This is a genomic window from Spiroplasma sp. BIUS-1, assembly GCF_010365805.1.
Classification (GTDB): Bacteria; Bacillota_I; Bacilli_A; order Mycoplasmatales; family Mycoplasmataceae; genus Spiroplasma_A.
The window spans coordinates 396,692-419,877 of record NZ_CP048386.1 but is presented as its reverse complement, the minus strand read 5'-3'; the positions used below and the strand labels follow the sequence as shown (position 1 = coordinate 419,877).

General features: G+C 26.1%; 19 protein-coding genes. 3 read left to right on the top strand and 16 right to left on the bottom strand.

The features are described from left to right. The first annotated feature begins 33 nt into the window (after window positions 1-33). Both SBIUS_RS01990 and SBIUS_RS01985 read left to right on the top strand, forming a co-directional pair. Window positions 34-996, top strand: a complete 963-nt coding sequence (locus SBIUS_RS01990) for a GMP reductase (protein ID WP_162684832.1) — start codon at window positions 34-36, stop codon at window positions 994-996. A 128-nt stretch (window positions 997-1,124) separates the two neighbouring features. Further along, window positions 1,125-1,304, top strand: a complete 180-nt coding sequence (locus tag SBIUS_RS01985) for a hypothetical protein (protein ID WP_162684831.1) — start codon at window positions 1,125-1,127, stop codon at window positions 1,302-1,304. A gap of 34 nt (window positions 1,305-1,338) precedes the next feature. Here the strand turns inward: SBIUS_RS01985 and SBIUS_RS01980 are convergent, their stop codons facing one another. The 4 genes from SBIUS_RS01980 to SBIUS_RS01965 form a co-directional block, all read right to left on the bottom strand. Continuing rightward, on the bottom strand, window positions 1,339-2,718 hold the full coding sequence (locus tag SBIUS_RS01980; RefSeq protein WP_162684830.1) for an ATP-binding protein: 1,380 nt from the start codon (window positions 2,716-2,718) through the stop codon (window positions 1,339-1,341). 18 nt (window positions 2,719-2,736) lie between these two features. After that, a complete protein-coding gene (locus tag SBIUS_RS01975; protein ID WP_162684829.1) occupies window positions 2,737-4,047 on the bottom strand; it encodes a hypothetical protein in 1,311 nt (436 codons plus the stop codon). A gap of 40 nt (window positions 4,048-4,087) precedes the next feature. Beyond that, the gene (locus SBIUS_RS01970; RefSeq protein ID WP_162684828.1) at window positions 4,088-5,344 is read right to left on the bottom strand and encodes a hypothetical protein; all 1,257 of its coding nucleotides are present in this window, start codon (window positions 5,342-5,344) and stop codon (window positions 4,088-4,090) included. A 98-nt stretch (window positions 5,345-5,442) separates the two neighbouring features. Then, on the bottom strand, window positions 5,443-6,147 hold the full coding sequence (locus SBIUS_RS01965; protein ID WP_162684827.1) for a hypothetical protein: 705 nt from the start codon (window positions 6,145-6,147) through the stop codon (window positions 5,443-5,445). Between the two features lie 69 nt (window positions 6,148-6,216). On the opposite strand from SBIUS_RS01965, the gene SBIUS_RS01960 reads away from it, so the two are divergent. Beyond that, window positions 6,217-6,912: a hypothetical protein gene (locus SBIUS_RS01960; RefSeq protein ID WP_162684826.1), complete on the top strand. Its 696-nt coding sequence runs from the start codon at window positions 6,217-6,219 to the stop codon at window positions 6,910-6,912. A 26-nt stretch (window positions 6,913-6,938) separates the two neighbouring features. On the opposite strand, the gene SBIUS_RS01955 is transcribed toward SBIUS_RS01960, so the two are convergent. The 12 genes from SBIUS_RS01955 to SBIUS_RS01900 form a co-directional block, all read right to left on the bottom strand. Beyond that, a complete protein-coding gene (locus tag SBIUS_RS01955; RefSeq protein ID WP_162684825.1) occupies window positions 6,939-8,741 on the bottom strand; it encodes a M3 family metallopeptidase in 1,803 nt (600 codons plus the stop codon). A gap of 37 nt (window positions 8,742-8,778) precedes the next feature. Further along, on the bottom strand, window positions 8,779-9,306 hold the full coding sequence (locus SBIUS_RS01950; RefSeq protein WP_162684824.1) for a hypothetical protein: 528 nt from the start codon (window positions 9,304-9,306) through the stop codon (window positions 8,779-8,781). Window positions 9,307-9,452: 146 nt separating this feature from the next. Continuing rightward, window positions 9,453-9,749 carry a hypothetical protein gene (locus SBIUS_RS04405; RefSeq protein WP_203352891.1) on the bottom strand — a complete coding sequence of 99 codons (297 nt, stop codon included), beginning with the start codon at window positions 9,747-9,749 and terminating at the stop codon, window positions 9,453-9,455. Window positions 9,750-9,918: 169 nt separating this feature from the next. Next, complete coding sequence (aspS, locus tag SBIUS_RS01940; RefSeq protein ID WP_162684823.1) at window positions 9,919-11,637, bottom strand: aspartate--tRNA ligase; 1,719 nt, start codon at window positions 11,635-11,637, stop codon at window positions 9,919-9,921. A 4-nt stretch (window positions 11,638-11,641) separates the two neighbouring features. Further along, the gene (gene hisS / locus SBIUS_RS01935; protein WP_238988304.1) at window positions 11,642-12,895 is read right to left on the bottom strand and encodes a histidine--tRNA ligase; all 1,254 of its coding nucleotides are present in this window, start codon (window positions 12,893-12,895) and stop codon (window positions 11,642-11,644) included. A 70-nt stretch (window positions 12,896-12,965) separates the two neighbouring features. Next, window positions 12,966-15,356 carry a fructose-specific PTS transporter subunit EIIC gene (locus SBIUS_RS01930; RefSeq protein WP_162684822.1) on the bottom strand — a complete coding sequence of 797 codons (2,391 nt, stop codon included), beginning with the start codon at window positions 15,354-15,356 and terminating at the stop codon, window positions 12,966-12,968. A gap of 12 nt (window positions 15,357-15,368) precedes the next feature. Next, a complete protein-coding gene (pfkB, locus tag SBIUS_RS01925) occupies window positions 15,369-16,307 on the bottom strand; it encodes a 1-phosphofructokinase (RefSeq protein WP_162684821.1) in 939 nt (312 codons plus the stop codon). 4 nt (window positions 16,308-16,311) lie between these two features. Further along, the gene (locus SBIUS_RS01920) at window positions 16,312-17,016 is read right to left on the bottom strand and encodes a DeoR/GlpR family DNA-binding transcription regulator (protein ID WP_162684820.1); all 705 of its coding nucleotides are present in this window, start codon (window positions 17,014-17,016) and stop codon (window positions 16,312-16,314) included. Between the two features lie 93 nt (window positions 17,017-17,109). After that, window positions 17,110-17,919 carry a hypothetical protein gene (locus tag SBIUS_RS01915; protein WP_162684819.1) on the bottom strand — a complete coding sequence of 270 codons (810 nt, stop codon included), beginning with the start codon at window positions 17,917-17,919 and terminating at the stop codon, window positions 17,110-17,112. Between the two features lie 113 nt (window positions 17,920-18,032). Continuing rightward, window positions 18,033-20,351 carry a bifunctional (p)ppGpp synthetase/guanosine-3',5'-bis(diphosphate) 3'-pyrophosphohydrolase gene (locus SBIUS_RS01910; protein ID WP_162684818.1) on the bottom strand — a complete coding sequence of 773 codons (2,319 nt, stop codon included), beginning with the start codon at window positions 20,349-20,351 and terminating at the stop codon, window positions 18,033-18,035. 121 nt (window positions 20,352-20,472) lie between these two features. Further along, window positions 20,473-22,440 (bottom strand): ABC transporter permease, encoded by a 1,968-nt coding sequence (locus SBIUS_RS01905; protein ID WP_162684817.1) that lies wholly within the window; start codon window positions 22,438-22,440, stop codon window positions 20,473-20,475. 12 nt (window positions 22,441-22,452) lie between these two features. Beyond that, window positions 22,453-23,184 carry an ABC transporter ATP-binding protein gene (locus SBIUS_RS01900; protein ID WP_162684816.1) on the bottom strand — a complete coding sequence of 244 codons (732 nt, stop codon included), beginning with the start codon at window positions 23,182-23,184 and terminating at the stop codon, window positions 22,453-22,455. Between the last annotated feature and the right edge of the window lie 2 nt (window positions 23,185-23,186).

Sequence of the window (23,186 nt, the reverse complement as noted above, 5' to 3'; positions counted from 1 at the left end):
CTATAATCTCATAGGAAACAAGGAGAGATATAAATGTACGCTTTTGACTATGAAGATATACAACTTATTCCAAGTATGTGTGTTGTTAATTCTAGAAGTGAATGTAACACAGAAGTAAAACTTGGAAAAAACACATTTAAAATGCCAGTTATGCCAGCAAACATGGCTTCAGTAATTAATGAAGAATTGTGTGAAATGCTTGCAAAAGAAGGACATTTTTATGTAATGCACAGATTCAATGTTGATTCATATGCTTTCACTAAAAAAATGAACGATGCAAACTTAATTTCATCAATTAGTGTTGGTGTAAAAAAAGAAGATTATGAATTAATTGAAAGATTAACAAAAGATAATATAATTCCTGACTATATCACAATCGATATTGCTCACGGACACTCAATTAGTGTTAAAAACATGATTGACCACATTAGAAAAAACATGCAAGATAAAACTTTCATTATTGCAGGAAATGTTGGAACACCTCATGCAGTTAGAGACTTAGAGCTTTGAGGAGCTGATGCAACTAAAGTTGGAGTTGGTCCAGGAAAAGTATGTATTACTAAATTAAAAACTGGTTTTGGTACTGGTGGATGACAACTCGGAGCAATCAAATGATGTAGTAAAGCTGCTAACAAACCAATTATCGCTGATGGTGGTTTAAGAGTTAACGGAGATATTGCTAAATCATTAAGATTTGGAGCTACAATGTGTATGATCGGAAGTTTATTTGCAGCTCACGAAGAATCACCAGGAGCTAACGTTACTGTGGATGGAGTATTATTCAAAGAATACTACGGAAGTGCTAGTGAATATAATAAAGGTGAAAAAAGATATGTTGAAGGTAAGAAAGAATTAATCAAAGTAAGAGGAAAATTAATGGAAACTTACAAAGAAATGCAAGAAGATCTTCAATCATCTATTTCATATTCTGGAGGAACTACATTAAACGACATCAAAAAAGTTGATTATGTAATTCTAAAAACAAGTAACTTTTAATAAATAAAAAATTATTATAAAAAAACCTACATTTTAGTGGGTTTTTTTATATCCAATTTCGCCCTTTTATTTTTATAAACTTTCTTTTATGCAAATAAGGAGTAAAATAAAAATAAGGAGTTGATACTATGAAAGAACAATGCCAAAACAAAGATTGTAATAACGACTTAAATTTCATGGATAAAAAAAGATTATATATCTATGATGAAAATATCGAAGATGAAATAGCAATATATGTTTGTGATGAATGTTACAACAAAAATAAGGCTGAAGAAAACAATATAGACTGAGAACATTCAGTAGAATAAATATAAAAAAATCACTATTTAAATAGTGATTTTTTTATATCTTAGAAATTAGTTTTTTAATTATATTAAAGACATTTAAATCATATAACTCTTTTTCTTTTGAAGTTGTTATTTGTTTGATGTTTCTAGGGTTTAAAGTTTTTGCAAAAACTTCTAACTCTTTTTGATTTTCTTCAAAGTTCAACAATAATGTTTCTGCTTTATCATTTGCAATTACATTCTCAACATTATTTAAAACACAATTGAATATAAATAAAAATGCGTATTCATTTATTATGTTTAAAAAACCTGGTTTTGTTTCCACTGTTATTAACATTGGGTTATTTGATTTTAAAGGCTTATCAATCATATTTAGTATTTCAAAATATTTAGTTTCAGTTTCAAATTCATAACCTCTAGTTTTTAAAAGTAATTTTAAGTATTTTAAATTTCCTAAGTTATGATGAATATCTATTTCTTCTGCAGTAAGTTTGTTTTTTATTAAAGCATCATATAGATCTATATTTTCAATTACCATATTATATTGATTGATATCTTTGACTCTAATGTAAAGTAAGAATCACATTACAAAATATATTTCATCATAATATAAAACTCTGTTTTCTGTTTTTTCATGAAAGTCAAAATTTCTCTTTAATCATTTTTCTGGTAAGTCTAAACTTTCATTTATTGAGTTTATTAAAAATATATCTTTAACATTTATTTTTCTAATAAAATGATTAACTTGTAAATTAGGATGACTAAATAATAATGATTCTTTATTTAAATCAATTACTTTATCAAAAGTTCTTTCTAATTTAAGTTTAATTGTAACAGGAAGTGAATCCATATCACTAAAGTTAAAAGTTGTAATCATTTTTGCTTCTGTTAAATATTTTTTAACTTTTCTTATCATTTTGTATTCACTTAGATCAGATACAAGATCGCAATTTTCAAAATCATTAAACACTAATAATAATTTTATGTTTAATTTTTTTATAGCTTCATTGATTTCAATAAGTGTTTGAATATTTAACAACTCTGTTTTGTCTACATCGAAGTTTTTATAATCTTGATGAAAAAAATATCTAAAGGCTACTGCCCTATTATTTGTTTTTATTTTTTTTCTAACAATATTTTTTAAGTTTCTATTTTTTAAAAATCTTAAAAATTCACTTTGACCAAGTTTTCTCTTTATACCCATAAGTAAAATAGAAATAAATTGTTCAAAAAGATCTTTTGAAAAATCTAAGTCATCTGGTTTAAAAGTAATAGTACTTCAACCTTCATTTCTTAAATTATCTCTAAAAGAATTAACTATAGTAGATTTTCCAGATCTTTCAGGCCCATTAAGTAAAACGTGTTGATCACCTTGAACTAATAAAAAATCTGTTAACTTATTCAAGATATCTCCTGAATTTATTATTCCCGTCATTTAAAACACCTCTATTTTTTAAAAGAAATTATTTCCTTTATTGAATCCTGCAAAAAATTTCATTTTTAAATATTCTTGACCCATATTTGGGTGTTGAAATCTAAATTTATTCAAAGCTGAATATAAGAATTTTTCATTATCTTCTAAATCATCAAAGAATTTTTTATCATAAATAATGTTGTCTGCCAATATCAGAGAACAGTTAGATATAAATGCAGCTTCACTTTTAGTTTTTGATTGAACAATTTTTAAGTACTGTTTGAAAAACTCACTCATGTTTTCGTTTCTTTTATCGTAAACCATTGTTATAAAAGAATTATGTTTATCTCCATTCATAACTATTGTTGCAAAACTTTCTGGTATAAAAAAGTTATTTATTGAATTAACTACTTTAAAATTTTCTGGAGTTATTTGTGGTTGAAACACATCTTTGATTCTAAAGTTTTTTGTTTTTGGTAAATTAAATTTAACTATTTCATAATTTTTTGAATCACCTTTTAGAGATTCTAAAAAGAAATTATAAGTATCAATTAAAGAACTTACATGATTAGAAATTTTTTTAAGATTGTAAATAAATAATGTTTTAATATTTTCTTCTAAAATTGAATTAAAGTAATTTCTAAATTCTTCTTTAAGAGCTTCCAATTGAACTCTTGCTAAGAATAATTTATAAACAACTGTTGTGAAGTTAAGTGTTAAAACTTCTTCATCAGAACTTTCTTTAGTAACTTCTGTGTTTTTTATTTTAATAAAGTGTTGATCACAAAAACCAAAGTAAACAAATTGATTGTTTTGTACTTCATTAAAAAATGAATGACCCATTTGGTAATTGTTATCAAATATATTTCTTTTATTTGAAGAAACATATTTATCTTTTTCAAAATCTAAATTATATAAATGATTTTCCACAGCTTTGTTTTCACAATATGGAATATTACATTTTTCATTTTCAGCTAATCTTGAATATGTTTTTTCAAATAACTTTGATGAGAAATCTAGGTAGTCATTATAGTTTTCGTAAGTAATAATAGCTTTAATAAATGGAATATATTTTTCATCTTTTTTATCTTTCAAATTTGCTTTACAACATTTTTGAAATTCTTCCCCACTTAGACAAAAACATAATTCATCATCTTCGAAAGAAAAGAAATTGTATCCATTTTTAACTAGAAAGTTTATATTATCGTTATCTAAATAGTAATTTCCAAAAATTGAATCAATGAATCTTTGTGTATCTTCATTTGAAATTTTTGTATTCTTAGCAGATCTGTATAATTGTTGTTTGTCTACTAAATTAGATAATATATCTGTTTCTTTTATTTCAGCCATAATAACTCCCCCATAAAAAATAGATAAACAATAGCATTTATTATTTATCTATTTTTTTAATCTTACTTTCTTTTTCAATTTTCTTTTTAGTTGCATTTGTATCTTTTAATACTTTTTTAACTTTTTCTTTTTTAATTTTCTTTTCAGTTTTTTCTTCTTTTTTAGTTTTCTTTAATTTTTCTTTCATTGTTTTTATTTTTGTTTTTTTAACTTTTTTAGGGTCTTTTATTTCAACAAACTTAGGTTCAACTGCTCCCTTTTCAAATATTTTTTCAAATTGAGGTTCACCTTTGTAAACAACTGATTCGTCAAGATCATTATTAAAGTGATTAATAGAAACACTGTAATCAAATAATTTTTTATCTAAAGTTAATTTTGTTTTAAAGAAATTAATTAACTCTTTTGAGTAAAATGCTTTTTCACAACCATTATCAAATAAGTTTTGTCTTATTTCAACAATATCATTTGATGTTCTAACAGAATAAATTCATTTTAAATCTACTAAGTATACATCAAATAATAATTGTGCAAAGTCATGTCTTAGCATTTCATCTTCCCTTAGTAAAGGAATAGTATCCAAGAAGTTTGTGAAGTTTTCATTTCTTAAGAAGAACTCTACTTCATCAGCATAGTTAATGATATCTCCATCATCAATATTGTAAATTGCTTGTCCTAATTTTTTGATAAACTCTTCATCATATCTGTATGTTGATTTAATAACATCTAAGTATCTTCTGTAAACTACTTTTTGTTCATCTCTAACATCAAAGTTTTTGTATTCAAAGTATTTATCTCTAATTTTTCCAACAGCACTAATTCCCATGATTGTTAAAATATCTCTTTTATTTAAGCTTGATTTAAAGAATTTATCATAATGATTTCCAATACCAATTATAGGTTCATTTTTAAATTCTGCAGGCACTAAACTAACTATAGGGAAAATGTATGGATATACACATTTAATTGAGTAATAATAAGCTCTTGATTTGTAAGGTTTTGCTACCCCAAATTCTTTTAAGATTCTGTTTAATTCATCCAAATCTTCTTTTTCTAAAGAAAATAATGCATCGATTTGAAAATCCATGTCTTTGTTTTTTAGTTTTTTAGCAAATTTTGGATAATATTTTTCAAAACTCATAGTTGATTCAATTCATGATCCATTGATTAAATCATTTATCATAGGTATTTCATTTGGATTATGGAAAATACCTCTTGTTAAGACTTGATCATCATTAAAAACGAACTTTTGTTCTCCTGGATTTAAGAAGTTTTTAACTATAATTTTTTTTACTTGCATATTATTTTCTCCCTTTAATGGTCAATTACTAGTATTATAACAAATTAATGGTCAAATATAAAGTTATCTGCCTTGGGTATTGTACAAAACAACTATTATTAACCTTTTATTTGTTCTTCTAATAATAGTGCAAATCCAGATAATATTGAAATTCTAGTTAGAATATTAAATGTATTTCAGTATTCTTCAGAATTAGGTTCAAATATATCATGAATTTGATCGTTAGAGAAGTTTTTTTCCTCAATAATATCTAGTATTATTTCAGCTGAGTTTTCCATTGTTTTGAATTTACTTGAGTTTTTAAACATATCTAAAAGTTCATTTATTTGTTTATTAAAGAAAAGCCCCTTTTCAGCTTTTCTTAAGTTTTCACAATGATTATCAATTAAGTTTTTAATATCATGTATGCATTCTTCTAAATTTAAAATGCTTTTATTATTCTTTTTATTTTCATAACTTATCTTTATTCATCTATCTAAAAGTTCAGAAATTTGATGAATAGATATTATATTAGGTCAAAATTTATGTCTATCCACTACTTGTTCTTTGTTTAAAACAATCAACTGATTTCAATAATCATCATAATAGTATGAGATTAGATCTTTTCCTTCATTAAAATCATCTAAATATTCCATGTTTTTAAAAAAGTTAAAAAGTTTTTCAAAATCTTTTTCAATTAAATTGTTTCTAATTAACTCAGTTTTTTGAGCTTCTAAAAGAACACTGATTGTATGTATTGCAGGTTCAAAGAATTCTAGAACTTGATCTATATCTTCATTTTTAAAATCATATTTTCCAATCATAAAGTGTTCCTTTTCTTTGTATATTATTAATATATAATAAAAATAACGATTTATAGAAAGTTTGATAAAATGATTAGTAATTTTAAGCCATTTAAGATAAACGAAAAACAAGTTTCTCATTTAAAAAATGTAAATCCATATTGAGAAAAAAATATAATAAAGAATATTTCAAAATTAAAGAAATGATTAATTAAGTTTAATAAAAATCCAGATGATTTTAAGTTGGAATATACAAATAACTATGATAACTATCCAGAGTTTTTTCAACAAATAGATAATTACACTAACTTTTATAATCAAAAGTTTAAGTTAATTAACACTAACGGTAAATTACTTTCTAAGTTCCATAAACTAATTGTTGACTATGTATATATTTTAGGATGAACAAAGTCAATTGAATTAATTTGTGATTTTTATGAAGCAATAGAGAAAAAAGATATTGCTAAAAAAAGTGAATTTGCTTTAGAGTTAGTTAATAATTGTGTAATTAAATATTTTGAAATTTATAAAAAAGAAATACTAAAAATAATTAAAGAAGATGATTATGTAGAACTACTTTCAGAAAAAGTATTTTCAAGTAAAGAAAACATTACAAGTATTGATTATGTTGTTAGAGAAATTATGAAGTATGCAAGAATGTTGAAAAAGAAAAGTAAAATATCAGAACAAGATTTAATTGATGTTAATATAAACTCAATTGAAGTTATTGTATTTTCAAATTCAATAATTCAAAACTATGCAAGATTTTTAGGAAATGTTTATTAGAAAAAAAGTTAATTATGATTTCATAATTAACTTTTTTTATTTAATAGTTTATCAAATTCATTGACTAAATTTTCAACTTCAACCACTAATTCATTATAAGAGTTTGGATCTTTGCAATCAAAACCATACTTTTTAAATAATTCAGTTACTTCTAAACTCCCACCATCTTTTAAGAAGTTTAAAATAACATCTGGATTATTTGTCTTTTTAAATTCTGAGTAAAGTTTAAAAGAAACGGCAATTGAAACAGCATATTTATAAATATAAAAAGGTTGTTCAAAAATATGTGAAATAGAAATTCAGCTATAATTTATAGCATCTGAATTATATTTATCAAAAACTGTTTTTCCTAAAGTTTCTTTTATAGATGACTTTAATATATTTGAAATTTTTTCAAGAGTAAGTGTTTCACCCTTTTCACTTTCTTCATAACAACTAAACTCAAACTTAGCATCAGCTACAGCAGAAAAGAAATTATTAAAAATAAATTCTATCCTATTTTGAATCAAAGTTATTTTTCTATTTTCATCAGTTTCATTTCTTATTAAGTAATCAAAAAGCAAGTGTTCATTAAAAGTAGATGCAACTTCTGCAATCATATTTGAAAAACCATTTAAAGGTTTGGGTTGATTTTGTTTTGCAAATAAATTATGAACTGCATGTCCCATTTCATGAGCAAGAGTTGAAATTGAATCAACATCATCTGTAAAGTTTAATGAAACCAAAGAATCATAAGTGTAGCTGCTAACGGTAAAAGCTCCAGTTGATTTATTTTCATCTTCAAAATAATCAACTTTGTGATCTTCTCAACACTTTTCTAAATTTTCTAAATATTCATTTCCCAAAACTTTAAGAGAGTTTCTTATTATATCTTTTGCTTCTTCTACAGAGTAATTTTTTTTCTCTGCTTTTATAAGTTCTAATCCAGAATCTGTTCCATAAAATTTTTCTAATCCTAGGAAATTTTTAATTATTTGATAATAACGATAATATACTTTCGAATTTTTTGAAGTAAATTCTATTAAATTTAAAAAATCATCTAAAGCAAAGTCATCATCATCAAAAAAGTTTTCTTTAAACCCTTTCATTCCAACAAGTTTGCTTGACTCAATTTCTTCTTTAACAATTGAGTCATAAATTTTTGCAAATGTGTGTTTTTTAAAATTATTATCTTCTTTATATTTTAGACTTGCTAAAGCTCTAAGTTCTTGATCTTTAATTGGATCAGAGTAAGTTAGTATATCTGAAATAAATTTTTGGTTAACAATATATTCTTTACCATTAAAGTTAAGAACTTTTTCTTCATTATCTTTAAATCTCATTGTTTCATACATTTCATAAATAATAGAACTCGAAGATGAAACTTTTGATATTAACTCTCTGTCTTTTTGAGGAAGCAAATATTTTATATGTTTAAAAAAATCCTTATAACTTTTTGAGTAGTGTTTTAATTTTTCATCGCTTTTTAATCATTCAAGTATTAATGTTTCTCCTACATTTTTGATTTCTTCATTTATTCAAGAAAACTTTCCATCAAATTGTTGCATTTTCTTACTATAAATTGAATCTAAATTTGTAAGTCTTTCATTTTTTTGTTCAATGTAAAGATACTTTAAAAAATGTCCTATTTTACTTCCACTTTTATCTACTTCAATTGATTTTTTTAAAAACTCAATGAAAGTTTCTTTTATGTTTAATTTATTTTCATAAGCTAATAAAGATTTGTTTTTTTCAATATAGATATCTAAGTCTTTTAAAAAATCTTCATCTGTTTTATAAAGATCAAGTAAGTTTCATTTATATTTGTTTTCAGCATCGATTCTTTTCATTTCATTCACCTAAAAAAAATTCCTAATAAGGAATTTACTATTTACCAAATATTTGTTTAGCAGCTTTTTCGTAGTATTCATACACTTCTTTATCTTCTAAGAAAATTGGAGCAGATAAGTTACCACTGTGTTTTGCTAATAATTTAATGTTTGGATCATTTTCAAATAAAGCATTAAATTTATCATATTTTGTATATATAAATTTATAAATATCTCTTAATAACATCATTTGTGATGGAGGTATATTTTCAACTTTTGATTGTAAAAATCCAAGTTTTTCTAATTCAATTAGGTTTGTGAAATTATCTCTAACTTCAATGATTATTGGTTCTTTTTTCTTTGCATCTAAAGCTATTGTAATATCTGCAATCATTGTCTCAAAAAAGAAATAATTGAAAGTTGTTGCAAAATAAACAACTCTATTTAGGTTTTTAAGACCTAATCAAGGTAAGTTATCTTCAGTTACTTTTTTTAAATCAATATAACCAGGGGCAAATACCTCTAAATTTTTATCTATTCTAAATAGGTTTCCAATTAAATTTTTTACACTGTTGTCTAAAGCCATAATATCTCTCCTAACTTTTTATTAAAATGATTATAACTCATTTGACCTATAATTAATAGAAAAACACTCTTAAAGGTGTAGATACTTAAAAACACTCACTATAAATAAAAAAACTTTCAAATATAATACTTGAAAGTTTTTTTAAATTATTTAGTTAATAAAAGATCTAGTTTTTCACTAATTTCTTTTAATAGTTCTAATAGAGGTTTTTCAAAGTTGTCAATTCTTCCTGAATTTCCACCTTGTCCACCAAATCCACCAGATCTTCCGCCACGGTCACCACCGCGACCACCGAATCCACCAGATCTTCCGCCACGATCTCCACCGCGACCACCGAATCCACCAGATCTTCCGCCACGATCTCCACCGTCTCTTGATCCACCGTCTCTTGATCCACCTTCACTTCTTGAACGTCTAAAGTTATCTTTGTTATCAAATCCCATAAGTATATTGCCTTTCTATATAAATTCTTTTAAAGGCAATAAATACTACGCTATCAAAAGACGTGTCATTAAACACTTTTTATATTATATAGTAATTATTAATTAAAATAGAAAATACTATTTTATTTATTGTTTTATAACGATTTATAAAAAAAATAGCTTTTAAAAGCTATTTTAATTTAATATTTAATTCATCTAATTGTTGAGTTGTAACTCTATCTGGAGCATTTGTCATTGGATCAGTTCCTGATGAGTTTTTAGGGAAAGCAATAACTTCTCTAATATTTTCTGAACCTGTAAGTAGCATACAAATTCTGTCTAACCCAAGAGCACATCCTGCATGATATGGAGCACCATATTTATATGCATTAACAAATCATCCAAAGTTTGTTTCGATTTGTTCTTCTGTTAAGCCAATTGCATCAAACATTCTTTTTTGAATTGAAGAATCAGTAATTCTTTGACTTCCTCCCCCAATTTCAAATCCATTTAAAACAATATCATAAGCTTTTGCAAGTGCTTTTTCTTTGTTTGTATCAAAGTTATCCAATGATTCATCTGCTGGCATTGTAAATGGATGGTGAGCTGCTACAAATCTATTTTCTTCTTCTGAGAATTCAAATAATGGGAAATCAACAATTCAAGCTAACTTCATAACTTCTGAGTCAAGAAGGTTTAAAAGTTTTGCAACTCTATTTCTAACTGATCCCATTGCCTGACTTGCTTTATAGTATTCTTCTACTACAAATAAAATAGTTGATGGTTTTTCGATATTAAATTCTTTAACTAAATTTGTTTTTTCATTATCAGAAAGTTTAGAACCAATTGATCCTGTTCATTCATTTAAATCATATTTTGCAAAAGCTAAAATATTTACACTATTTTGTTTTGCAACTTCAGTTAAATCTTCTAATTCTTTTTTGTTTAAAAGAGAGTCAACACAAATCGCTCTAATTGATTTGTTTTCTAAATTAGAAAATAAAGGAATTTCAGTTCCATTAAAGATTTCGTTTAATGTATGAATTTCAAAACCAAATCTTAAGTCGGGTTTATCATTTCCATATTTATCCATTGAATCTTTTCATGTTATTCTTTGAATTGATTCTTTTATATCAGTTCCCTTTATTTCTAAAATAACTTTTTTAACAAGATTTTCAATTGTATCCATAACGTCGTTTGCATCAGCAAAAGACATTTCCATATCCAATTGAGTAAATTCAGGTTGTCTGTCAATTCTTAAATCTTCATCTCTAAAACATTTAACAATTTGAAAGTATCTATCTAATCCTGAAATCATAAATAATTGTTTATATAATTGTGGAGATTGAGGCAATGCATAAAACTTACCTTCATTTAATCTTGAAGGAACTAAAAAGTCTCTTGCTCCTTCTGGAGTTGACTTACCAAAAATTGGAGTTTCAACTTCAATAAATTCTTTTTCTACAAAAAAGTTTCTAATTACATGATTCATTTTACTTCTAATAAGTAAGTTGTTTTGCATTTCAGGTCTTCTTAAATCAAGATATCTATAAGTTAATCTTGTATCTTCTTGAGATTCAATACCATCTTTAATTTCAAAAGGAGTTAATTCAGATTTGTTTATTAAAGTTACTTTTTCAACTTTAATTTCAATTTCTCCTGTTTTTAAATCTAAGTTTTTTGATTTTCTTTCAATAACTTTTCCTTCAACTTCTAAAACATATTCTGATTTAATGTTTTCTAAACTAATTGATTCATCAATTACAAGTTGAGTAATTCCGTATCTATCTCTTAGATCAATAAAGTTCATTGCACCCATTTTTCTAACTTTAGTTACTCAACCTTGTAGAATTACATTTTCATTTACATTTTTTAAAGTAAGTTCACCACATGTGTGTGTACGTTTCATTCTTTTATTCTCCCATTATTACATCTACTATTTTTTCAAATGCAACTTTTTTTTCTTCTTTTGTGATTTGATTTTTAATTACAACAACATTTTCTTTTAGTTCATTGTCACCAATTATAATTATATTTTTTGAGTTAAGTTTTTCAGATTGTTTAAATGCAGATTTCATACTTCTGTTCATAAAATCAAAATCTACTTTTAAACCAGATTTTCTTAACATTAACATTAAGATGTTTGCAAATTGTTTTGCTTTTTCACTTAAACCAATTATGTAAGCATCTAAGCTTACAGGCTCAGAAATATAAATTTCTTCTTCTTGAAGAGCAATTAATATTCTTTCCATTCCCAAACCAAAACCAGCTGCAGGAAGTTCTACATTTCCTAATTGATTTACAAGTTCGTCATATCTTCCTCCACCAAGTAGAGTTGAACCTTTTTTATCTTTTACTTCATATACAAATCCTGTATAGTAATCTAAACCTCTTACAAGCATTTTATCAACAACTGGATTAATTCCAATGTTTTTTAAATTTGATATTAGGTTTTCAAAATATTTTTTATCTTCATCAGATAAATAATCTTTCATATCAACAACATCACTGAATTTTTTTGAATCAACTTTACAATCTAAAACTCTTAAAGGGTTTGTATCAATTCTTCTTTTACAATCATCACAAAGTTCTTTTGGTTCTAAATATTTTTTTAAATCATTAATATAGTTTTTTCTTTGTTCACCATTAACTAAATAATTTATATGAATTGTATGGTTATCTAAACCTATTGTATTTAATATTGTTGAAGATAAACAAATAATTTCGCTATCAATCTCTGCAGTTTTTGGACCAAAAACTTCAATACCAAATTGGTTAAATTGTCTGTTTCTTCCAGCTTGAGGTCTTTCATATCTAAACATTGATCCAAAGTAAAATAACTTTAAAGGAAGATTTTCATTTATATACATTTTGTTTTCTAAAATAGCTCTAACAGTTGGGGCAGTTCCTTCAGGTCTTAAAGTTAACTCTCTGTCTTTTCTGTCTTTAAATGTATACATTTCTTTTGAAACTATATCAGTTTCTTCACCAACACCTCTTTTGAAAAGTTCTAGACTTTCAAAAATTGGAGTTTTGATTTCATTATAGTTAAATGTATCTACTATTTGTCTAATAGTTAATTCTAAAGCAAAATATTCTTTTGCTTTTAAATCTATTAAATCTTCTGTTCCTCTTGGTTTTTGAATCATAATTTCACCTCTAACCATAATATTTTACACTTTTTTCTATTAGAGAAAAATAAAAACCCTAAATTTTAGGGTTTTTATTTTTTAATAACTATTTTGCTTTTCTAGCTTCTTTTGCTTTTTGTCTAATTTCTTTTTCTTTAGCCATTTCTGCTAATTTAACTTGATAAGCTTTTTGTCTTACAACTAAGTCAGATTCAAATTCTCCATATTGAGTTAATTTTGTACTTAATACAGTTAATTTTTTATCTTTATCTTTAATTTTATCATTTGCTTTTACAGCTTGAATTTTTGCTTCAATTGCTTCTTTAACTCCGTTTGTTGAGTCAAGAGTTAATTTACCAGTTCTAATATCTGCTGTTCTTCAAATTCCTAAAATCATTGCTGATAAGAAACTTGCTCCCAACACAATAATTAATGCTCCACCAGCACCAAGAGCAATTGATCCACCTGTCATTGATGTTCCATTTTCTAAGTAACTTGAGCTTAATAATGGGAATACAAATATACCACCATGTGAAGCTAATAATTTAATTTTTAATGCTCCAACTAATCCACCAACTAAAGCTCCACCAACCATTGCTGAAACAGCAACTCTTTTTGGATCTTTAACCATAAATGGAATAGCACCTTCTGAAACGAAACATGCACCCATTAATCAGTTAGCTTTTGCAGCATCTCTATCTTTTGCTGTTCAAGCTTTTGGGAAAATAACAGTTGACATAGCAACCATTAATGGAGGTAACATACCAGCTAACATAGCTGATGCCATAATAATTGTTTGGTCATTATAACCTTGTGTATTTAAATCAGTAACTAATTTACCACCAACTGCTAAATTACCTAATGAATAAGCAATTTTATTTATCGGTCCACCCATATCAACACACATCATAAATCCAATTAATATTGATACTAGTCATAATAGATTCAATTCTGCTAGTTTTTGAATACCTAAACTTATTCCACCCATTACATATCCTAATGGAATATTAATAACAAACATTGTTAATGAAATTGATAATAATGAAATTACAGGAATAAATACTATATCTCTTGCTCCTTGTAATCCTTTAGGGAATTTAGCCATAGCTTTTGATCAACCTACAACTAATAAAGCTGCTAAGTAACCTCCAAATATAGCTCCAATAAATCCTGATTCTGATCCTTTTAAATTGTCACTTAAAAGTCTTCCTCATAGACCATTTCATCCTGTTTCATCTGATGAATATGCAAACCCCATTATGTTTGATGAAAATAGTCCAGCTACCATACCAGGCATTAAACCTTGTGTTCCTACAATTGAGAATGCAATGAAAGCACCAAGCATTGGAACCATCATAGCCATTGAAGTTTTACCTATTGCAGCAAATCAACCAGCTCCCGGATTATGAGTACCAAAGTTACCCATTCATATCGGAGTAAATTGATCTTTTAAAGCTTGACTTCATTCTGTTGGATTACCTTCTTGACTGTGCAATCAATTTATTGCAAATGGACTATTTCAGTCAACTTGCCCATTACCTGAAGCAAAGTCAATTAAGAATGCTATTCCTAAAATGATCCCTCCAGCAACAACGAATGGTAACATTCTTGAAATTCCTCCAAGTAAATTACCTTTTACATCAAGGAATTTTCTCATTGTAAATTCACTTGTATCTGATGAATCTCCTGCAGCTTTAACTTCAGTCAATCCTTCACCCTTTTTATATTTTTCAATTAATTGATCACCTTTGAAGATAGCTTCTTTAGTGTTTGTATCAATTACTTTTTTCCCATTCAATCTTGAAAGTCCTTCAAGAGCTTTATCATGAGCTAAAATAATTACTTTTGCATTATCTATATCTTCTTGTGTTAATTTGTTTTCAATTCCTCTACGTCCTTGAGTTTCAATTTTAACAGTTAAACCTTTTGCTTTTGCATACTCTTCTAGCTTTTCTTGAGCCATGTAAGTATGAGCAATACCTGTAGGACAAGCTGTAATACCAATTACATCATAACTTCCAGGTTTTTCTACTTTTTCAACTTTTTTCTCTTCTTTTGTTAATGCTGATTGAACATCTTTAATTGATTTTGCACTTCTAAGTTTAGATTGAACATCTGCTTTCATTAAGAAACCAGATAAATCAGCTAATGCTGTTAAGTGTTCATTTCCATCTTTTCCGTTTGTCATAATCATAAATACTAAATCAGCTGGTTGATCATCTAATGATTGTCAATCAACTTTATTTTTTAGTTTAGCAAATGCTATTGCTGATTTTTGAACTGTTGGATTTAAAACGTGAGGAATGGCAATACCATCACCAACACCTGTTGATCCTTCAGATTCTCTTTTGTAAACAGCTGCTTTGAAATCTTCAACAGATTTTACATATTTTTCTGCTTGAAGTTTGTTAGATAAAAATTCAATAACTTCATCTTTTGAATTTAAATCCACATCAAAGAAACTTATTTGTTTAGCAAATAAATCTTTTAATTCCATGTGAACCTCCTATTATAATTTTTCCACTGTAATTTGTGAAACTAATTTTTCAATTTCTTCTTTTGAAGCAAGTCATTCATTAAAAGCTGTTGCAGCTCCACTTGCAGCTGCATATTGAAGTGTATTTTCAATACTTAGATTTTTATATTTACCATATACAAATCCAGCAAGCATACTATCTCCAGCTCCCACTGAGTTTACAAGTTTACCTTGTGCTATTCCAACTTTATAAATATCATTGTTTGAATCAAAATATAAACTTCCTTTTGAACCCATGCTTAATAAAACATTTTGAGCTCCTAAATCTTTTAATTTTTGAATTAACTCTTTTGTTTCTTCAAAAGTTATATCCTCATTAAACTCAATTCCTAATGTTGAACAAATTTCTTCTAAATTAGGTTTAATTAAAAATGGTTTTTCATTTAAAACATTTTTTAAAAGATCGTTTGTAGCATCACAAATTAATGTTGCTTTCTTTTCGTTTGCAAGTTTACCAATTTGTTCATAGATATTTTTTTCAATACCCATTGCAACACTTCCAGTTAACATTACAATATCGTTTTCTTTTAAATTATCTTTTAAATATTTGACAAGGCTTTCTAAAACTTCTTTTTGAGTTTGAAATCCCATTCCATTTAATTCAGTTTCTTGTTTTGATTCTAAGTGTTTAATTTTATAATTAACTCTTGTTGACCCTGAATTTAAGAAAAATTTATTATTTAAATTAATTTCATTAAATTTATTTAAAAATATTTCCTTATTTTCTTCTCCCATAATCCCAATTGCTTGAACTTCTGCTGATAAATTTTTTAAAATAATTCCAGCATTTATTCCTTTACCACCAACAACTTTGTATTCATCACTGTAATAATTAGTTACACCAAGTTCTACTTTTTTGTCAGCCAAAACAATATGGTCTACTGCGGGGTTTAATGTTAATGTATATATCATGTTTTTATACCTCTTCGTTGATAAGTGCTATTTGAGATTTATCACTAAATTTAACAAGTGATTTAGAGTTATTTTTTGATGTATCTGCTAAACCAAATGCAAATTGAGAATTCTCTATAGCTATTTTTTTAACTTCTGCTTCATCTTCATCTGTTGTGAAGAAATTGTATTCATTGTCTACTGCATTAATCCCTACGAAAGCTAAATCAAAATTATACTTTGAAAGTGCTGCAATTGTTTCAACACCGCATATAGCTACTGTAGAGACTTTTAACTTTCCTGGTAATAAATTAATGTCTTTAACACCATTTTTTGCCAATATTTGCGCATTGATAATTGAATTTGTATAAACTTTGTTATTAAATTCTGGTTTTATTATCTGTGCTAAGAAAAATGTTGTTGAGCCAGCATCTAAAAAGATTGTCTCAAACGGTTTAATACATGCTAATGCTTTTTTAGCTATGATTTTTTTAGCATCAATATTTACTTCCAGCTTTTCATCTAAAACTGCTTCCAATATTGATTTTTCTCTAATGGTCTTTGCTCCCCCATGAACTCTTTTTAATTTAGATTCATTGTGAAGATCTGTAAGATCTCTTCTTAGAGTGGTGAATGGAATGTTTAAATGTTTTGATATTTGTTCATTAGAACAATAATCTTGCGCGTTTACAAAGTCAAGAATTAATTTCAGTCTCTCTTCTCTGATCATTCTTTCACCTCATTAATATGATATTCCAAAAAAGATAAAAAACAACCAAAAACAACCAAAAAAACATTTTAAAAAAAATAATATGTTTCCATATTATTTTTTTCTTTTTTTAGTTGGGTCAATTCCTCTTGATTTTGCCATAGCGAAGTTTAAGTCTCTATATTTAGATTCTTGTTCGATTGCTTCATCTCAAATTGGATTAATAACTTCTTTTAATTCACTTTCAGATTTAGCTTCTTGAGCAACAACTTCTGGATTTGCACCATTTTCAATTTTCATAGCTTGTTCAATTGTTAAATAAGGATCTTCCGGTCTAACACCTGTTTGAACCAATGATGCAAGTTGCATTCTTATTTGTGAACTTGATAATTTTTTATCTTTAAAGTCAATTTGTCATTGTACTGGAGCTACCTTTTCAAATTTATAAGGTTCTTTTATAATTGCATAAAGCATGTTTACAAATTTTTCAAAACCTTCTTCACCTTTTCAAAAGCTAGTGTTTTCTTTTTTTTGTAATTCACCATTTCTTAAATCGAATTTTGAAAAGTGCATTTCAAATATTTTACTTGATCAGTCACCTTCTGGTATTAAGTAGAAGTTTGTGAATAATGAACAGTTGAACACATGAGTGTCAAATTCATAAATAGATAAGTTAAATCTATCAACAGTAGTTGTATCGATTGACACACTAAAGTTTTGTACATTAACAACTTTGCTTAATCATTGTAAAACTGATTGTGCATATTTTAAAACAAACTTTAACTTTTGACTTGAGAAAATCATTGTTTTTCATCTTGTAAAGTTGAAATCATATTCAGATTCTTTTCTATTTGAAGCAATATTAAAATCCAAGTTTGATTGAACAAATTCTTGAATTGGTAAATAGATCATTTCTTTTTTCATAGGTACCTCCACTATTAAAATATAATAATTAAATATAGTATAGCATATTTAAGAAGCACTAACAATAGTATTAATAGGGTTAGAAATAAAAAAATACATTTTACTGTACTTTTTTAATTTATTGGGCTTTCTGAAGAACTAGCTCTTGCAACTGCAATAACACCAGGAATTTCAGAAATAGTTTTAATAATTATGTTTAGTTGATCTAAATCGCTAACACTAATTATCATACTTCCTTTTCCTGTATAGTCATCTTCTTGAGAAATAACTTTAACTTCTGTTAAGTTAACTCTTTGAGTTGCAAATACAGTGAATATATCTAATAAGATACCAGGTCTATCATAAGCGCTGATTCTAATTTTTACATTATATTTTTTATTATTTGTTTTCTTTTCAATTCATTCAGTTTCAAGTAAGTTTTTAACTTTCTTAATATTTGTAATATTTAAACAATCACTTCTATGAACTTGAATACCCTTTGTTTTTGACATAAAACTTGTTACTGGTTCAATTGGTACAGGATAACAACATTGAGCAAGTGAACAACTCACCTTTTCAATTCCATTAATTCTTAAATCATCTCTACCTTTTGCTGATTTATATTTTCTTGTTTTCATATCATTGATAACTTCAATATCTTTAAGTTCTTGTTTTGATACATAAACAATTTCTACAGCTTCAGGAACAGAAAAGTCACCATTTCCAACAGATAATAAGAATTCATCTATGTTTTTATAATCTAAAACACTAAGTTTCTTTTGAATTTCATCAAGAGAATTTACATTTCATTTTAAATTATTTGCAATGATGTATCTGTCAATTTCACGTTTAACATTTCTTATGATTTTTTGATTTGTTATTTTTTCTTTTTCAGCTTCTTTTGCTTTTTCAGCATTTAAATAATCTTCAATAGCTCTACGAGCAGTTGTTGTTCTTACAAAACGCAATCATTTTTCATGAGGGTTTGTATCTTTTGAAGTTTGAATTTCAACCATTTCTCCAGAGTTTAAAGTTGTGTTGTATGGAGAAAATACCCCATTTATTTTAGCACCAACTGTTTTGCTACCAATTTCAGTATGTATTTTATAAGCAAAGTCTAAAACAGTAGAACCAAATGGTAAGTTTACAACACTACCATCAGGAGTAAGAATATAGATCATTGGAGATAAGTAGTCTGATTTGAAAGTTTCTTCAACAACTTCACCACTTAAATCAAGTTTTTCAGATTCTTCTTTATAATCAATTTCTATACTTTCTGTTGCTAATTTTTCAAGATTCATTAATCTTGTAAACATATCAACTTTTAAGTCAATTTCTTTTTGTTTTTCTGCAATATCAACAGTTTTTTCTCCCTCTTTATATTTTCAGTGGGCAGCAGCTCCGTTTTCTGCTATTTCATCCATTTCTTTAGTTCTTATTTGAACTTCAAAAATGATACCATCTTTACTTGCTAAAGTAGAGTGAAGTGATTGGTATAAGTTATTTTTAGGTGTTGCAATATAATCTTTAAATCTACCTGAAAGCGGAGTGAAAAGTTCATGCAATCATCCCAATATTCTATAACAATCATCTTGTTTATCTGTAATAATTCTAATAGCTAAAATATCATTGATATCACTAAATGATTTACCAAATTGAGTCAATTTTCTATAAATTGAATATATAGTTTTTGATCTACCAAAAACTTGAGCGTTTTTAATTCCACCATCTTTTAATTTTTTATTAATTTCTTCAATTATGTCATCAATTATTTCTTTTCTTGAAGTTTTATCTTCTTCTAAAAGACTTTTCACACGACTATATTCTTTTGGATTTAAGTATTCAAAAGAGTAGTCTTCTAAGATATTTTTGGCAGTTTTCATACCAATTCTGTGAGCAATTGTTGAGTAAATTTCTAAAGTTTCTTTGGCTATAATTTTTTGTTTTTCAGGTTTCATGTACTCTAAAGTTAATAAGTTATGCATACGGTCAGCAATTTTAACAATAATAACTCTAATATCTCTAATCATTGATAAGAAAAGTTTTCTTAAATAATTAGCTTTCATTTGTTCACGATTTTCTTTTGTAAAGTAACTAACTTTTGTTACAGCTTCTACGATATCGGCAACTTCAACTCCATATAATTCTTCTATTTCAGAGAAAGTAACTGGAGTATCTTCAATAACGTCATGTAAAAGTCCTGCAATAATAGTTTTTGGACCCATTCTTCATTGAGCTAAGTAATAACCTGTTGAAAGTGGATGGATTATAAAAGGATCTCCACTCTTTCTTTTTTGGTCTTTATGTTTTTCTTCAGCATAATAATATGCTTTCTTAACTTCATCAATTAATTTAGCATTTTTAATATACTTTTTCATTTCTGCAACAAGAATTTCAACGTCTCTACATTCAACGTAATTAAATTCTTGATCTTGTATCCCTAATGTACTCATGTTAATTCCTCCCCTAATACTAAAATTTAGCCATAATATTTATATTATATATAAATAAAATATATAATACTAATTAATAAGTGTAATTTAAAGGCAAATAAAAAAACTTACTCAAGTAAGTTTAATATCTTGCTCTTTTTATATATTCAAAATAACTAAATGTTATTAACCCTGATGATATAAATAAATATCAAATAACAATACCAGAAACTAAAATATTATTTTTTACAATAACATGATTTTCTCTACCTTCATTTCTTGAGGCGAATAAAATAGCATCATTTGATGTTTTATTGGGTTTGTTTAAATTTGGATTTTCACTTGAATCAATATACATATGACTTCAAGCACTATAATTTATATTCACTTTAAAATCTACTAAAGAGTATTTATTTATTAAAGAAACTTCTTTGAATAAGTAATTTCAAGTCATTGGAGAAGTTTGTCCATTTAAATAAATTAAAACCGGGTGATTTAAAATATTTAGCATGTTTAATAAGTTATATTTTTTATTTGTTGAGTCCAAATAATAGTTTGAAGTATTTGTTTTTAAGAAACTATCTATATCAAAATTTCTATCGACGTTATTTCCAGCCATATAAAGATCTTTGTATAACTGCATTGTCATGTAAGAAATCATTTGCATTGAAGAAGAAAGTTTATGTTCTTGTTTTAAATCCATATAAATACTGTTTTGATCATATTTATATTTTGGAATTACATAACCTCCAGAATTATAATATTGAGGTTCACTTTCATATTTTACTTTCTCACTTGTTTTAGAAACTAAATCATACATTTCTAATTGTTTTTTCTGATAAGAAATTAAATCTAAAAATGCATTCATAGAAGTATTTGAACTACCATAAGATTTTTTCAAAACATTTATAGCTGGATCAATATCTGTATAAACAATTTTGTTGGGATTATTATCAGTTATTAAAAACTCATTTTCTTGATTATCCACAAAATTAGAATTATCCAATCTGATTCTCATATCATCTATTAAATTATAAAGAGCGGTGTTTGTTAAAAGATAATCATTCATTTTGTCATTTTTATTTTCAAACTTAGTTGTCATTTGAACATTATAATTTCCAGTTTGAACTAAAAATTGTAGTAATGTATTTGCATCATATACAAATGAAGAAATATTGTCTGATGAAAAATCTTCAAAACTTATAACTTTATCTGTTCCACCTAAAAATAATTCACCTATATTTTTGTTTATTTGAGAAAAGAAATTTTGATCATTTGTTAAATTAGAAAGTTTTGTATCAATGTTTTCAGAACTCAAGATGTTATAAAACTCTTGTCCTGCAACCAGATTTGGATACATCTTATACATTATATCTTTTTGAGCAATAATTCTTTTCATTGCAGAAGTACTTCTAGAAAGATTTGTTAAAGCTGGTGCTACTGCAAATAATAACCCTACAAAAACAAGCAACATAGTTGATCCCAATAAAGAAACAACTTGAACTGCTAAGATAGCAATTGATGCAAACAATAGTCCATATAAATATCAAAATGCAAATGAAGTTGTCAATATTTTTAAACCATTTTCATCTCCAAAATTAATACCTAAAGAAACTAAGATGTTTAATACATAATTTATTGTAGAGACAAAAGTTATTGTAAAAACAATTACAACAACTCTTAAAATAAAACTAATAGTGGGACTTACTCCAGCTCTCAGTTCAATATTTTGTATTCCTGAATTTTTATGCATTTTCATTAAAAATATACAAATAATAGTAATAAATATTGAAAATAAAGTTACACCAATTATATATTGAGCAGAAAGCAAGATTGAAAATACAGAATAATTTAATTGTCCATTATCACTTTTGATGAAATGCATAGAAAGAGTTATTAACAAATTAGAAATAACAAAAAGAACACCAGAAACTAATATAGGAATACTTTTAAAAATACTTCTTAAATTTATTTTTAAAAGTATGAAAAAGTTATTTCAACCAACTTTTTCATAGTCTAAAACTCTTGATTTAGCTTTTTTTCTTTTAAAAACATGTATTCCATTTGATTTTTCGTTTTGATTTTCTTTTAAAGAATTTTGATTATTCATTTTTGCCTCCTACTAATAAAGATCTTTTATAATTTCCTTATCAAAAACAGGTTTTTCAATGAAATTTTTATAAATATCTAATATCTTTTCTTTTTTTCTATCAAACTCATTGTTATAAACTATTTTGCCTTCGTTTATAAGAACAACATGAGTTGCTATATCTTCTAATTCTTCTATTAAGTGACTTGTTATCATTATTGATACATCTAAAGAATTTAAAACTCTGATTATTTCAATAAACTCAATTTTAGATTCAATATCTAAATTGGCTGTTGGTTCATCAAAAATAATATATTTTGGTGATAACACCAAAGCAGTTACCATAGCAACTTTTTTCTTAGTTCCAGATGAAAGATGCTTTATTTTGGTGTTTATATATTGTGTTATTCCAAGCAATTCATAAATCGGAGTAACTTTTTCGTTCATTTCTGCTTTTCTAATTCCATAAGCCGCACAAGTGTATCTTACATACTCAAAAACAGTCATTCCTCTAGGAATTAAATTTGTATCTGGAAAAAATGCTACTTTATTTAAGTTTTTGTTTTTAAATAAATCTTCTCCATCAATTAAAACTTCTCCAGAGTGCAATTTTAATTCTCCCGATATCGCTCTAATTGTTGTTGTTTTTCCTGCCCCATTGTTTCCAATGAAAACTACTATTGATTTTTCAGGAATGTTAAAGTTAATATCATGAATACCTTTACCATCTTTAAAAATCCTTGTTATATTTTTTAATTCAATCATTT